The organism is Hyalangium minutum (assembly GCF_000737315.1).
GTDB classification, from domain to species: domain Bacteria; phylum Myxococcota; class Myxococcia; order Myxococcales; family Myxococcaceae; genus Hyalangium; species Hyalangium minutum.
In genome coordinates this window covers 42,717-55,819 of sequence record NZ_JMCB01000034.1, presented here as the reverse complement: position 1 = coordinate 55,819, position 13,103 = coordinate 42,717, and the positions used below count along the sequence as shown (strand labels likewise).

Sequence of the window (13,103 nt, the reverse complement as noted above, 5' to 3'; positions counted from 1 at the left end):
TCCTCCCGCTCTCGCGCCACCGTGCCTCAGTCGTGCGAGCCGACGTGTTGGTCGCCGTGGCTGGGGCAGATCCAGTGGAACGCGCAGGAGCACGGCACGGCACGGGCCCTGGAGCAGCACCGCCCGCCGAAGTGTGCCTCGAGCACGGCAGGCACCTCCTCGGAAGAAGGCAGGGAGCGGAGCCACGTGGCGCGCCAGCTCAGCCGTCCTCGAAGCTGCTTGAAGGCGAGCTGGCCGGAGCGAGCCGGGAGGTTCTCGCAGCAGCCCTCCATCATGCAGTTGGGGCAGAGTGAGCGCTCGCAGTGCGCGCACCAGTCGAAGATCTCATAGGCCTTGCCGCGCCTCGCGCAGCCCGCGCACAGATCGAACATCTCGGAACCTCCAGGCTTCCTCGCGCAAGGTAGGGGGCTGGTCCGACATGGTGGGCGGTGACGCGGCGCACGGGTAGGGCGCGCTCCGCGCAGCCTTTTTGCTCGGGTGGCTCGGGAACAGGGTGGATTCTCGGAGTGTCTCAAGGCTCAGGCGCCCTGGGGGGTCGGCCGAAATACTGGAATCCGAGGCACTGCCTCCCTACATGGGAAGGATCATGTTCCAGCGCAGAAAGATCATCGGCGTGATGGGCTCGGGGCGAGACGAGTTCCGCGAGAGGGTGGTGCCGCTGGCGCGGTGGATCGCCGAGCACGGCTACGATCTGCTCACGGGGGCAGGCGAGGGCGTCATGCGCGTGGCGGCCGAGGCCTTCGTGGCTGTGCCGGGGCGCCACGGGCTCTCCATTGGCATCATCCCCGGCGAGGTGGTGGACGGGGTGTACAAGGCACCCCTGGGCTACCCCAACCCGAACATCGAGCTGCCCGTGCTCACCCACCTGCCGCTGCGCGGAGTCCGGGGCCAGGAGCCCATGAGCCGCAACCACGTGAACGTGCTCACCGCCCATGGGCTCGTCTTCCTGCCCGGCGGTCCGGGCACGCTCTCCGAGGCCTCCCTGGCGCAGAGCTACCGCAAGCCCGCCATTCTCTTTGGACCTGAACGAGAATTCAGGAGATTCCCGGAGGAGCTCGAGCGGACGGACTCGCTGGAGCGCGTCTGCGAATGGCTGCTGGCCACGGTCCGCTGAGCCGCTGCGCGCAAACCTCACAGGTCGTCCGAGCGGCTCCTCTGGTATGCTGGGTGGCGAACACTCCCTCCAGGGACTACCGCACGCGAATGAAGCGGCCTCTGGGGCGTTGCCTTCGCCATGATCAACCCCGACTACCCGTTGGCCAGCTGGTACCTCGTGATCGCCACGACGTTCTTCGTGGTGGTCATCGCCCTACCGCTGCTCTTTGCTCCGCTGACGTGGGCGAAGTGGTTCGGATGGAAGATCCCAGAGGGCAACAAGGATCTGACGGTGTACTTCGGGCGGTGCCTGGGCGCGGCGGCGCTCTCCATGCTCTTCGCCGTGGCGCATGGAATCCCCGATCCCAAGAGCCACCACATCCTGTTCGACATGGTGTCGCTCGTCTCCGGGCTGATGATCATCATCCATGTGTGGGGAGCCATCCGCAAAACGCAGCCGCTCTCGGAGACCATCGAGATCGCCGTATGGGCGGTGGCGTTCGTGTTCGCGGTGTGGATTCGCTTCTCGGTGCTGTCCTGAGCCATGTCCCTGGGTGCTGAGTGGCTCATGAGGAGCGCTTCTTGAACGATCGCAACGAGCGGATGACGCTGGCGGCGCTCGCTCCGTACGTCCCAGCGGCGATCGTGCGCAAGCTGGCGCAGCTGGGCGAGGCCCCGCTGCCTCCGGTGGAGTCCGCGCGCGGCGCCAGCCTGCTGCTGGACATCGCCGGCTTCACCCCGATCGTCGTCTCGCTGGGCAACGAGGGGCCGCGGGGCATCGACGCGCTCCAGCGCCTGCTCTCCAACTGCTTCACGGAGATGATCGAGGGCATCCGCGACTACGGCGGGGACATCTACCAGTTCGCCGGAGACTCGGTGTTGGCGCTCTTCGAGCCGGATCGCGGAGAGACAGACGGGGATGTGGTGCGGCGCGCGGCGATCTGCGGCGCGCACGTGCAGCGGAAGCTGGCCCGCTTCAGCCGCGTGGAGGTGCTGGGCCAGCGCTTCACCGTGTCCTCGCGCATTGGCGTGGGCTTTGGCGAGTGCCACCGCATCGTCCTCGGAGAGCCGGACCAGTGGCTGCAGCCGGGGCTCGTGGGCCAGCCGCTGGAGCAGGCGGTGGCCGCGGAGAAGAAGGCCTCCGGCGGAGAGGTGGTGCTCAGTCCCCAGGCCGCCGCGCTGCTGCCCGACGGCAGCCCTGGTGAGTCCCGGGATGGGTTCTGGCGGTTCCTGGCGCCGGGCAACCTCACCGCGCCACCTCAGCGGGCGCTGCCGGTGGGCGGGGCCCGGGCACTGGGGCAGTGCTCGCTGCTGCTGCACCCGGAGCTGCTGCGCAAGGTGATGACCTCGCACGAGGGCTTCAAGGGTGACTTCCGCGACATCACCTGCGTCTTCGTGCGGGTGAAGAGCCGGCATGAGCACTCGCAGGCCGAGGTGTTCGTGAACGAGCTGAACGGCTTCTTCACGTTCGCCCAGCGCGAGAGCACCGCCCACCGGGGCGTGCTGCTGATGCCGGACTTCACGGACAAGGGCAACGTCCTCTACTTCGTCTTCGGCGCGCCCACGGCGCAGCAGAACAAGGAGTCCCTGGCCTGCCACTTCGCCTCGAAGCTGTTGCAGGGGCAGGGGGAGTTTCCCTCCATCGAAGAGCTGCGGATCGGCATCGCCACGGGCCCGGCGTACTGGGGCGAAATGGGCGCGCCGTCGCGCAAGGGCTACTGGGCGCTGGGCGAGGTGGTGAACACCGCGGCGCGGCTGATGGCCCACTTGAAGGAGCCGGGCATTCAGATCGAGGCCAGCACCCAGCGCAAGGTGCTGCACGAGTTCTCCCTGGAGCACGTGGAGGACGCCAAGCTCAAGGGCATCTCTCGCGTGGTGCCCATCTACCGGGTGCAGTCGCGGCAGGTGCGCAGCCTGCTGGTGAAGGGGCAAGGCGAGATTGTCGGGCGCCGCAGGGAGCTGGCACTGCTGCGCGAGGCGATGGAGGAGTCCATCGCCGGCAGTGGCCGGGTGAGCATCATCTCGGGAGAGGCGGGCATCGGAAAGTCGCGCCTGTCCAGCCGGCTGGTGGAAGAGGCGGAGGCACACGGTGCGCTGACGCTGTACGGCATCTGCTACTCGTACGAGACGTTCACCCCGTTCTTCCCGTGGAAGGAGGTGCTGGTCCAGTTGTTCCAGCTCCACGAGGGGAACAATGCCCAGGAGCGCCTGGAGCGCATCCGCACCGTCTTCGAGGGCCTGGAGGATGTGGGGCTGGAGTGGGTGCCGGTGCTGGCCAACATCATGGGCCTGGCGGTGGCGGAGGATGAGCGTACGGCGTCCATGGACGCGCGCCAGAAGAACCAGCAGGTCTTCCACATCATCCACCGGCTGCTGGAGAAGCTGACCGAGGCCATGCCGGTGCTCCTCTTCTTCGAGGATCTGCACTGGGCCGATCAGATCTCCCTGGACCTGATCGAGTACGTGGCGGCGCGGAGCAGCTCGCTGCGGCTGGCGATGCTGGTGACGATGCGGCCAGGTGATGCGCTGAAGGATCTGCAGGTTCCGGGCGGCGTGCTCCGGGTGGACCTGACGCAGCTGGATGAGGAGGACACACGCGCGCTGCTGCGCCTGCACCTGAGGCTGAACCCACCGAACCCGGCCCTCGAGAACCTGATGATCACCAAGGTCCAGGGCAACCCGTTCTTCATCGAGTCGCTGGTGGGCGGGCTGGTGGAGGAGGGGCACCTGGAGGAGACGACCGGGGGCGGGCGGGTGCTGCGCCGCAGTCTGCAGAGCCTGCGCATCCCGGACTCCATCCAGGACGTGGTGCTCAACCGCATCGACTTGCTGCCGGAGCTGGAGAAGCTCATCGTCAAGGTGGCCTCCGTCATCGGCCGCATCTTCTCGCTGGATGCCGTGCACGCGCTGCTGCCGGAGGGGATCGCGCTGGAGGAGGCGAAGCGGGCCATGGCGCAGCTGACGAGCCTGGGCATGGTGCTGCTGGAGATGGAGGAGCCGTACACCTGCCTCTTCAAGCACATCGTCATCCGTGACGTGGCGTACAACACGCTGATGGTGTCTGCGCGCGAGCAGCTGCACCGGCGCCTGGCGCGCTTCCTGGAGAAGCGCGCGGCGGACACCGCGGTGAAGCCCGCGGGCATCCTCGCGTACCACTACATGGCGGGGAACGACGAGGCCAAGGGGCTGGAGTACACGCTCATGGCCGCGCGCGCCGCCAAGCGCCAGTACGCCAACGAAGAAGCCATCCACCACTACAACCGCGTGCTGGAGGTGCTCTCCCACTCGGAGACGCTGGATCAGCACGTGGTGCTGGAGGACACGCGCCAGGTGATGTTGGAGCTGGCGCAGACGCTGCTGCAGGCGGGCAACTACGCGGCCGCCATCCAGATGTTCGAGCAGCGGCTGGCGGAGGAGGACGCGGCGGAGGTGCGCGCGGACATCCACGTGGGCCTGGGCCGCGCCTTCCAGGAGAAGGGCGAGTCCGGCCGCGCCATCCAGGAGCTGGAGCGCGCGCTGAACCTGATGGGGCGTACGACGCCGAGGACCATGGTGGGGCTGGTGGCGCGCACGGCCCTCAACCTGGGCGTCCACCTGGTGAGCCTCGTCTTCCCGTGGATCCTGCGGCCCGTGCCGGCGCACCAGCGGGCGCTCTTCCTCAAGCAGCTCAGCACGCTCTACTCCCTGGGCCGCATCTACTACTTCGTGGACCTGTCCAAGCTCATCTGGGCCACGCTGGCGGCCATCAACATGGCGCAGCGGGCCCGCACGGACTGGGGGCTCAGCCAGGCCGGCTCGTACTACGGCACGGTGCTGTTCGGCGCGGGGCTGCTCAAGCGCTCGGTGCGGTACCTGGAGGAGGCCCGGGACTTCGGCCGCCGCTCGCAGGATGCGGTGGCGGAGGGCATTGCGCTGGGCCGCCTGGGCTTCAGCGCCATCTTCCTCAACGAGCAGGACAAGGCCGGCAAGCTGGGCGTGGAAGCCATCGACATGCTGCGCCAGGTGGGCGAGCGGTGGGAGGTGCAGACCGCGATGATGGTGGTGGCCACCAGCCACTTCCTCGCCTCGCGCTTCGAGGTGGCGGAGAAGTACTACCGCGAGATGGGCGAGATGGGCGTAGAGCTCAATGCGCTGATGCACCAGGGCTGGTCCCATGCCTGGGTGCCCATGTGCCGCTACCTGCGCGGGGACGGCGACGTAGCGCAGCTGTGCGAGGAGCTGGAGAAGGGGCTGCGCATCAGCATCGAGGTGGATGACCTGGCCAACCAGTGCGCGGCGCTCAACCACCTGGCCAACGTGTACGTGCGCGAGCACCGCGTGGAGGACGCGGCGCGGGTGGCCGTGCAGGCCTTCGACACGGTGTGGAAGTACCAGGTGCTGGTGCCCTTCCTGCAGATCGGCCTGGTGGACGCGGCCGAGGCGGCGCTCTTCGCGCTGGAGAACGGGGCTACGTCGGTGCCTCGCTCGAAGCTGCAGCGGATCGTCCGGCTGGGCTGCTTCAAGGCGCGGGCGCTGTCGCGCATCTACCCATATATGAAGGGCCCGGCGCTTCGGGTGACGGCCCGCTTCCTGCGGCTGCGCAAGGGCATGGCCGCCGCCGAGCCCGTGTTCCTCCAGGCCATCGAGGTGCTCGAGAAGGCGCCCAACCGGTGGGAGCTGGGTGTGGCGTGCTACGACGCGGCGGTGGCTCTGCCGCACCGGCGCGCCGCGCTGCTGGCGCGTGCGCGCGAGGTGTTCACCGCCATTGGCGCCAAGGCCGAGCTGCGGCGCGTGCAGCGGCTGGAGGCGGATGGCACGCCCCAGCTCCCGCCGCCCGCCGCCGCGCTGCCCGCCTCGACGGCTGCCTCAACTGAGGCGCTGCGGCTCTAGTCCCAGCTTCGCCATCTGCTCCGCGTCCCAGGCCTCGATGGAATCCAGGCCGGCGATGTAGCGGCGCTCCGGGTTCTTCACGGGGTTGCGGATGCTGAGGATCTCCGGCCCGGAGAAGAGTATCCCGCTCCTGTAGCGCGGCAGGTTGCTCATGAGCAGCTTGGAGCTGTAGTGCCGCAGCAGGTTGGGGAAGGAGCCCAGCTGCTTGCACAGCCGAACGAAGTGCTCGGCCGCCTCCGAGGGGTGCAGGTTCTTCGGGCGGTGGCACAGCGTGTAGCCGTCATAGTCCCGGCTGATGGTGCCGGGCAGCAGCCGGCCCTCGGACTGGACCTGGCGGTAGAACGGCGTCTCCGGGTACGGGCAGACGATGCCCAGGAAGGTGATGGAGAAGTGCTTCAGGTCCGCCAGGTACTGGGGGACCTTCTCCAGGTACTCGTTGGTGTCGCCGTCCGAGCCCACCAGCAGCCCGAACGACAGGATGATGCCGTTGGAGAAGGCGCGGCGGATGACGGCGTCCACGTCGGACAGCTTGTTCTGGCCCTTGTTCATGGCCTTGATGGAGTCAGGGTTGAGCGACTCCAGGCCCGTGTAGATGTAGCGGCACCCGGCCTGGGCCATGAGCTTCACCAGGGACTCGTCCTTGAGGATGTTGAAGGTGAGCGAGCAACCCCAGTTCTTCTTCAGGGGGATGAGCGCCTCGCACAGCTCGCGCAGGTACTTGGGCGAGCCTCCCAGGTTGTTGTCCACGAACCCGAAGAAGTTGTCGATCAGCCCGAAGAAGTTCTTGTTGAAGGCCATCTTCGTGCGGATCTCGTCGATGACGTCCGCGACGGGGCGGTAGCGGTACTTCTCGTGGCCGGTGAGCACGCAGAAGTTGCAGGTGAAGGGGCAGCCGCGCGATGCCTCGATGCTCGACATGCGCATGGGGCTGAGCTTGAAGTCGAGCAGCTCGTACCGCTGCGGCTTGATGGCGGCCGGGCCAAGCGAGGGCAGGGCGTAGCGCCGCTTCAGCTGGCCCTTCTCGAAGTCCTCGATGACGGCGGGGACGTTGGCCTCGGGCTCGCCGATGACGACGGCGTCGAAGTACTTCTCCACGTCATCGGCGAAGTGCCCGGCGTGCCGCCCGCCCGCCACGGTGGTGATTCCGCGCTGGCGGAACAGCGTGGAGAGCACCTTGGTGTGCTCGTAGTACGAGTGCAGGTAGGAGAAGAAGACGAGGTCCCAGTGGCGATCCAGCGGGATGTCCACCTCCTTCTCGTTGAAGATCTCCACCTCTACATGCGGGGGGCAGATGCCGGCGATCAGCTCCGGCACCGACGACTGCATGATCGAGTACTCCTTGACGCGCTTCCGGGTGGGGTGGGTGTATGTGGCGATGATCGCGATACGCATGGTGTGACTGAAAGACTGCCACACCGTTGGAAAAAGGACAGAACGTGAGGAGACCTCTCACGGTGAGTCACGGGTCACGAGCTCAGAGGGAGGGGGTCGGGCCGCCCTGCAGGTGCCTCTGGTAGCGCTCCTCGAGCGTGGAGAAGTAGCCGCGCTGCTCCCAGAGGGCGGCGGCGAGCCGGTCGGCCAGGGAGGCGACCTCGGCCTCCTCGCCCTTCTCGGGGACGCGGGGCTGGCCGAGCAAGGGGTTCATGATGGCCTTGGTGGCCTCGGAGAGCAGCAGCTTGGAGCTGGCAAAGAGCCGGGACAGGAGCTGGTTGATGGGGCGGGAGTCCTGCTCCTTGCAGGCAGCGAGGATGGCGTCATGGACGCGGAGCGGAGCGTCTCCGTCGAGGGTGAGCGCGGTGAGATCGCCCCGGGTGAGCGCGTGCTGGAGCAGGTAGCCGTGGTGCAGGGAGTAGGAGGCCATGTCCACGCAGTCCTTCACCCACAAGAGGATGAAGGCCTTGCGGAAGACCTTCTTGAGGGGCAGGAGCGCCAGGCCCTTGAAGAGGTTGATCACCCGGCCGCCGAGGGTGATGGAGTTCTGCGAGCCGGCGAGGACGGAGACCGCCTTGGCGGGGGTGGGGAGGCTGTGGTCCTGGAGGACGGCGCGGACCATGCGCTCGCGCACCTGGCGGAGGGCGTAGTCATCCAGGAAGGGGATGGGGATGAGGGGGGCAAGGCCTGAGGCGACGGCGTGGAACGCCACGCGCCCCAGCTGTGGGGGCGGGGCGTTGGAGAAACGCGGGCTCTGCTCGGTCATTGTCCCCTTCATATACCGCTCAACGGTTCTCGCGTCTTTGGGCTCTCTGGCTCTGGGCGAGGTGGTACAAGCCCCCATGTGAAGGAACCGACGACGCCACCCGACAGCAGCTTCGATTCATTGGGGCTCATCCCACCCCTCCTCGAGTCCATTCGAGCCCTCGGCTATGAGGAGCCCTCGCCGATCCAACGCGCGGCGCTTCCGCCGTTGCTGGCGGGCAAGGATCTGCTGGGCATCGCGGCGACGGGGACCGGGAAGACGGCGGCCTTTGCCCTGCCGTTGTTGCAGAAGATCGAGCCTGGATCTCGGGCGCCGTTCACGACGTCCGCGCTGGTGTTGGTGCCCACGCGCGAGCTGGCCATGCAGGTGGCCGAGGCCATCCATCGCTATGGCCAGAAGCTCGGCGTGACGGTGCTCCCGCTGTACGGGGGGCAGGTGATTGGGCAGCAGTTGAGGGTGCTCAAGCGCGGCGTGGACGTGGTGGTGGCGACGCCGGGACGGGCGCTCGATCACTTGCAGCGCAAGACACTGAAGTTGGACGACGTGCAGGTGGTGGTGCTGGACGAGGCGGACGAGATGCTCGACATGGGCTTCGCGGAGGATCTCGAGGCGATCCTGTCCGCGACGCCCGAGGAGCGGCAGACGGCGCTCTTCTCCGCGACGCTGCCCACGCGTATCGCGGCCATTGCGGAGCGGCACCTGCGCGAGCCGGTGCGCGTGAAGATCGCCAAGGAGAAGGTGCAGCAGGGCGAGCTGCCGCGGGTGCGGCAGACGGCGTATATCGTCACGAGGGCCTTCAAGGTGGCCACGCTGTGCCGGGTGCTGGATGTGGAGTCGCCCACGGCGGCCATCGTGTTCTGCCGGACGCGGACCGAGGTGGATGAACTCTCGGTGTCGCTCAATGGCCGAGGCTGGCGAGCGCTGGCGCTGCATGGCGGCATGAGCCAGGAGCAGCGCGATCGGGTCATCAAGCAGCTGAAGACGCACGCGGCGGATCTGCTGGTGGCGACGGATGTGGCGGCACGGGGCCTGGACATTCCGAGGCTGTCGCACGTGGTGAACTTCGACGTGCCCAACGCGCCGGAGGCCTATGTGCACCGGATTGGGCGCACGGGCCGGGCGGGGCGCGAGGGAGTGGCGATCACGCTCGTGGAGCCCAAGGAGCACCGGTTGCTGCGCAACCTGGAGAAGCTGACGGGTCAGCGCATCGAAGTGGCGGCGGTGCCCACGGTGGCGGATCTCCGAGCGCGACACCTGGAGCTGACCCGGGCCTCGCTGAGAGAGGTGCTGGTGGCGGGCGGGTTGGATCCGTTCCGGAGGGTGGCGGAGGAACTGGCGGCAGAGTTCGATGTGATGGACGTGGCGGCAGCTGCGGTGAAGTTCATCCAGGAGAACCGCGACGACGGCAAGGCGGCGGGCGAAGAGGAGATTCCAGTTGTCGCCCCGCCCTCCGAGAAGCGTCCGCGCTCCGAGCGGCCCGAGGGGAAGGCACCTGCTGAAAGGCCAGGGAAGGGCAAGGGGCCTGGGGGACGTCCTGGGCGAGAGGAGCGGGAGCCTCGAGGGCCCGCGCAGCGGTCTGACTGGGACATCACGCGGCTCTACATCGGCGCGGGCCGGAATGCGGGCATGCGCCCTGCGGATCTGGTGGGTGCCATCGCAGGCGAAGCGGGCCTGGAGTCCTCACGGATCGGAGCGATCCAGATCGCTGACGCCTTCTCCCTGGTGGAGGTGCCGGAGCCAGACGCTGAACGGATCATCACAGCGCTGCGCCACGCGACGCTCCGGGGCAGGAAGGTCCCTGTCCGCCGGGATCGGGGCTGATCCCTGGCTCTACCGCGGATTCCCTGATGTCCCGCGCGCCTGCATCTGGCGCGCGGCCTGAAGCGTATTCGCGAGCAGCATGGTGATGGTCATCGGGCCCACGCCACCGGGTACGGGGGTGATGGCCTCGGCCTTCTCGCTGACGGCGGCGTAGTCGACGTCGCCGACCATGCGGTAGCCGCGGGGGGAGCTGTCATCGGGAACCCGGTTCTGGCCCACGTCGATGACCACGACACCGGGCTTCACCATGTCAGCGGTGATGAGGTTCTGCTTGCCCACGGCGACGATGAGGATGTCCGCCTGCCGGGTGAACGAGGCGAGGTCCTGCGTGTGCCGGTGCGTGAGGGTGACGGTGGCGTCGGGGCCGGGAGCCATGAGCAGCGAGGCCAAAGGCTTGCTGACGATGAGGCTGCGCCCGACGATGACCGCGTGCTTGCCCCGGGTGGGAATGTTCTCTCGGCGGATCATCTCCATGATGCCGGCGGGGGTGCAGGGCACGAACGCGCGAGGGTCGCCGACGAAGGCCAGCCCGGCGTTGAGGGGATGGAAGCCGTCGACGTCCTTGTCCGGGTGGATGTGCTCCAGCACGGCCTTGTAGGGCAGGTGAGCCGGGAGCGGGAGCTGCACCAGGATGCCGTGCACCGAGGAGTCTGCGTTGAGGCGGTCGATGACCGCGAACAGCTCCTGCGTGGAGACGTTCTCCGGCAGGTTCAGCGTCTGGCCTCGCATCCCGAGGGCCTCGCACGCCTTGGTCTTGCTGGACACATAGGCTTGGCTCGCGGGGTTGTTGCCCACCAGCACCACGGACAGCCCGGGAGTGATCCCAGCGGCCTTGAGCGCCGCCACCTCCTGGGCCATCTGCTCCCGCATCACCCGGCTGATCTCGGTCCCGTCGATAATCCGCGCCATGCGCTGGCTCCTTACGCCAAATCCCAGGAGCTGCGGGCGAGAAATTCCTAACGATGAGGCCCGCCAGCACTACGCGTGGCCGAGCGCGTCCGGGATCTTCATTCGGGTCGCTCGGCGGGCGGGTATGAGCGCGGCGATGACGGCCAGCAGACACAGGGTGACCGCGCTGCGCACGTAGAGCCCAGGCGTGATGGCGATGCTCAGCGGGATGGCCTCCGCGAGCAGCCCTCCTTTGTAGGTGATGCCTGCCCGGTTCACGAACGTCGCGAGCACGACGGTGACGAGGATTCCGCCCACCGAGGCTGCGAGCGCCAGCAGCCCGCCCTCCAAACCGAACAGCACGAGAATGTGCCGCCGCAGGAAGCCCAGGCTCCTCAAGGTGCCGATCTCTCGCGTGCGCTCGCTCACCGCCTTGTAGAGCGTGTTGAGGACCGACATTCCCGCGACGATCAGCACCACCAGCGCCACCAGCGTCCGGAAGACCGCGAGCACGCCCATCCCGCGCCGGAAGACCTCACCCAGCCGGTGTTCGCGCCAGCTCTTGGCCTGCAGCTCCAACCCCTTCTGCCGGGCCGCGGCCTGCAGCTGCTCCGCGAAGGCACCCGCCTGAGACGGGTCCGACAGCCGCACGCTGTACATCGTCACTCCCTTTGTATCCAGCAGCTGCTGGGCCAGCGGTAGGGGCATGATCGCGTACTTCGCCTCGAGCTCCTTCAAGGACACCGTGGCCAGACCCGCCACCTCGACGTCCAACGCGTTGAGCTGACCCGCGCCCGTCGTCGAGGAGATCTGGATCTTGCGCTTGCAGCTCACCGGCACCTCTCGAGGATCCTTCCCGGCCTGGACGCCTGGCTCTTCGGGGAGGCAGCCGAAGATCTGCCCGATGCTCCGGCCCAGCAGCACCGAGTCTGGCCCTGCATCCTGGAGCGGCTTGCCGGCCAGCGTGTTCCATGCCCAGCGAGGCCCGCGAGTGATGGCGCCCTCTGCCACGTCGTAGCCGAACCCGACGATCACCGCGGAGGTACGCCCGTTCGACGCCAGCCCCGAGAGGTTGAGGAACCGCACCCGCGCCTCCACCCCGCTGGCCTGCCTCAAATACCCTTCCAGGAAGGACTGCTCCGCGTCCCCCAGGAGGTACTTCCAGGGATCCGCCTTCGCTCCCTCCTCGGAGCCTGCCTTCTCGATGAGGACGTCTCCGAGCATGCCCCGCTTGGAGAAGCCATCGTCATAGAGGGCCCGCAGATCCGCCATGTATCCTTCGAACAGGCCGAGGGCGATCACCCCCACTGCGATGGACAGCATCGAGGCGAGGCTGTGCCGCCAGTTCTTGAGCACGTTACGGACGGCCATTTGGAGCAGGGGCTTCATCCTCGTCTCTCCCAGCCCGTCAGCGCACGAGCGACTGGACGTCGAAAAGGGTGGTCGGAAGATCCTCCATCCGGGGCGCGCTGTACTGGATCGTCGACACATTCTCCGGAACGGCGGCGTCCGTGATCGTCACCCGGCTGAGGAAGGGGACCTCCTGCGCGCCAGCCTTGAGCGTGTTCCCATACTCGAACGTGGCGCTCTTGAACACCTGTCCCTGGAGGGTGAGGAACTCCGCCTTGAGCGCCACCCGGCGACTCTTGGAGATCCAGTAGCGGATGCGATCGTAGGTGACGTTCTTCTCGTTCGCCTTCAGGTCGAGCAGCCAGGCGTCCTCGCCGCTCACGGCCTCTTCACCCGAGATCGTGCCCTGGTAGTCCCTGGAGTAGCTGGTGGTCGCGATGTCCCCATTGGACGCGGGGCCGGAGAGCTTCATCTTGCTCGAGATCAAGATGGGCTTCTTCAGCTTGGGCGTGGTGAACCACATCTCGCGATCCTTGAGGAGGATGACTTGCCCCTTCGCGTACGCGGGCGCGCTCATCTCCACCCGCGTGTCGAACTTGAGCGCCTTGACCGCCGCCGTGCGGGTGGACTTCTGCTGGTCCTCCACGGTTTCGATCGTCATGTCCCAGGTGACACCGCTCTCGAGCGCGCCACGGGAGCGATCCGCCGTCGTGAGCAGCTCCTGCGCGGTGGGCGCGGGCGCGGGCGCGGCGGGTGGAGCCTTGGGCGGAGGAGCCTTGGGGGCCCCCGCCAGCGCGGACAGGGCTGTGAGCAGGGTGGCGGTAGCGCAGGCTCTCCAGGCGGAGGTGCAACGAGTGGTCTGAGGCCTCATGGGCACAGATCT

10 protein-coding genes are annotated in these 13,103 nt (G+C 67.6%); 4 read left to right on the top strand and 6 right to left on the bottom strand.

Translation table 11 applies throughout. The annotated features are described in order from the left end of the window. Positions 1-26: 26 nt before the first annotated feature. A complete protein-coding gene (locus tag DB31_RS43590) occupies positions 27-371 on the bottom strand; it encodes a hypothetical protein (protein WP_044199801.1) in 345 nt (114 codons plus the stop codon). A gap of 215 nt (positions 372-586) precedes the next feature. On the opposite strand from DB31_RS43590, the gene DB31_RS43585 reads away from it, so the two are divergent. The 3 genes from DB31_RS43585 (at position 587) to DB31_RS43575 (ending at position 5,964) form a co-directional block, all read left to right on the top strand. Then, complete coding sequence (locus tag DB31_RS43585) at positions 587-1,114, top strand: SLOG cluster 4 domain-containing protein (RefSeq protein WP_044199798.1); 528 nt, start codon at positions 587-589, stop codon at positions 1,112-1,114. A gap of 120 nt (positions 1,115-1,234) precedes the next feature. After that, positions 1,235-1,636, top strand: coding sequence for a hypothetical protein (locus tag DB31_RS43580; protein WP_044199795.1), 402 nt, complete (start codon positions 1,235-1,237; stop codon positions 1,634-1,636). A gap of 41 nt (positions 1,637-1,677) precedes the next feature. Next, entirely contained in the window at positions 1,678-5,964 is a 4,287-nt protein-coding gene (locus DB31_RS43575) for an AAA family ATPase (RefSeq protein WP_240487288.1), read from the top strand. Here the strand turns inward: DB31_RS43575 and DB31_RS43570 are convergent. Together DB31_RS43570 and DB31_RS43565 are read right to left on the bottom strand one after the other, a co-directional pair. Then, positions 5,941-7,356 (bottom strand): B12-binding domain-containing radical SAM protein, encoded by a 1,416-nt coding sequence (locus DB31_RS43570; protein WP_044199896.1) that lies wholly within the window; start codon positions 7,354-7,356, stop codon positions 5,941-5,943. The genes DB31_RS43575 and DB31_RS43570 overlap by 24 nt on opposite strands. Before the next feature lie 82 nt (positions 7,357-7,438). After that, positions 7,439-8,161, bottom strand: coding sequence for a hypothetical protein (locus DB31_RS43565; protein WP_044199792.1), 723 nt, complete (start codon positions 8,159-8,161; stop codon positions 7,439-7,441). A gap of 78 nt (positions 8,162-8,239) precedes the next feature. Between DB31_RS43565 and DB31_RS43560 the strand changes: the two genes are divergently transcribed. Further along, the gene (locus DB31_RS43560) at positions 8,240-9,982 is read left to right on the top strand and encodes a DEAD/DEAH box helicase (RefSeq protein WP_044199788.1); all 1,743 of its coding nucleotides are present in this window, start codon (positions 8,240-8,242) and stop codon (positions 9,980-9,982) included. Positions 9,983-9,991: 9 nt separating this feature from the next. Here DB31_RS43560 and folD read toward each other — a convergent pair whose 3' ends face one another. The 3 genes from folD to DB31_RS43545 form a co-directional block, all read right to left on the bottom strand. Further along, entirely contained in the window at positions 9,992-10,891 is a 900-nt protein-coding gene (gene folD / locus DB31_RS43555) for a bifunctional methylenetetrahydrofolate dehydrogenase/methenyltetrahydrofolate cyclohydrolase FolD (RefSeq protein WP_044199784.1), read from the bottom strand. Between the two features lie 69 nt (positions 10,892-10,960). Beyond that, a complete protein-coding gene (locus DB31_RS43550) occupies positions 10,961-12,259 on the bottom strand; it encodes an ABC transporter permease (protein ID WP_044199782.1) in 1,299 nt (432 codons plus the stop codon). 19 nt (positions 12,260-12,278) lie between these two features. Beyond that, positions 12,279-13,091 (bottom strand): outer membrane lipoprotein-sorting protein, encoded by an 813-nt coding sequence (locus DB31_RS43545; protein ID WP_052420713.1) that lies wholly within the window; start codon positions 13,089-13,091, stop codon positions 12,279-12,281. Positions 13,092-13,103: the final 12 nt, after the last annotated feature.

Coding starts and splice junctions, on each gene's coding strand:
- DB31_RS43590 (WP_044199801.1), bottom strand. CDS start 371: ATGTTCGATCTGTGCGCGGGCTGCGCGAGGCGCGGCAAGGCCTATGAG.
- DB31_RS43570 (WP_044199896.1), bottom strand. CDS start 7,356: ATGCGTATCGCGATCATCGCCACATACACCCACCCCACCCGGAAGCGC.
- DB31_RS43580 (WP_044199795.1), top strand. CDS start 1,235: ATGATCAACCCCGACTACCCGTTGGCCAGCTGGTACCTCGTGATCGCC.
- DB31_RS43565 (WP_044199792.1), bottom strand. CDS start 8,161: ATGACCGAGCAGAGCCCGCGTTTCTCCAACGCCCCGCCCCCACAGCTG.
- DB31_RS43550 (WP_044199782.1), bottom strand. CDS start 12,259: ATGAAGCCCCTGCTCCAAATGGCCGTCCGTAACGTGCTCAAGAACTGG.
- DB31_RS43585 (WP_044199798.1), top strand. CDS start 587: ATGTTCCAGCGCAGAAAGATCATCGGCGTGATGGGCTCGGGGCGAGAC.
- DB31_RS43545 (WP_052420713.1), bottom strand. CDS start 13,091: ATGAGGCCTCAGACCACTCGTTGCACCTCCGCCTGGAGAGCCTGCGCT.
- folD (WP_044199784.1), bottom strand. CDS start 10,891: ATGGCGCGGATTATCGACGGGACCGAGATCAGCCGGGTGATGCGGGAG.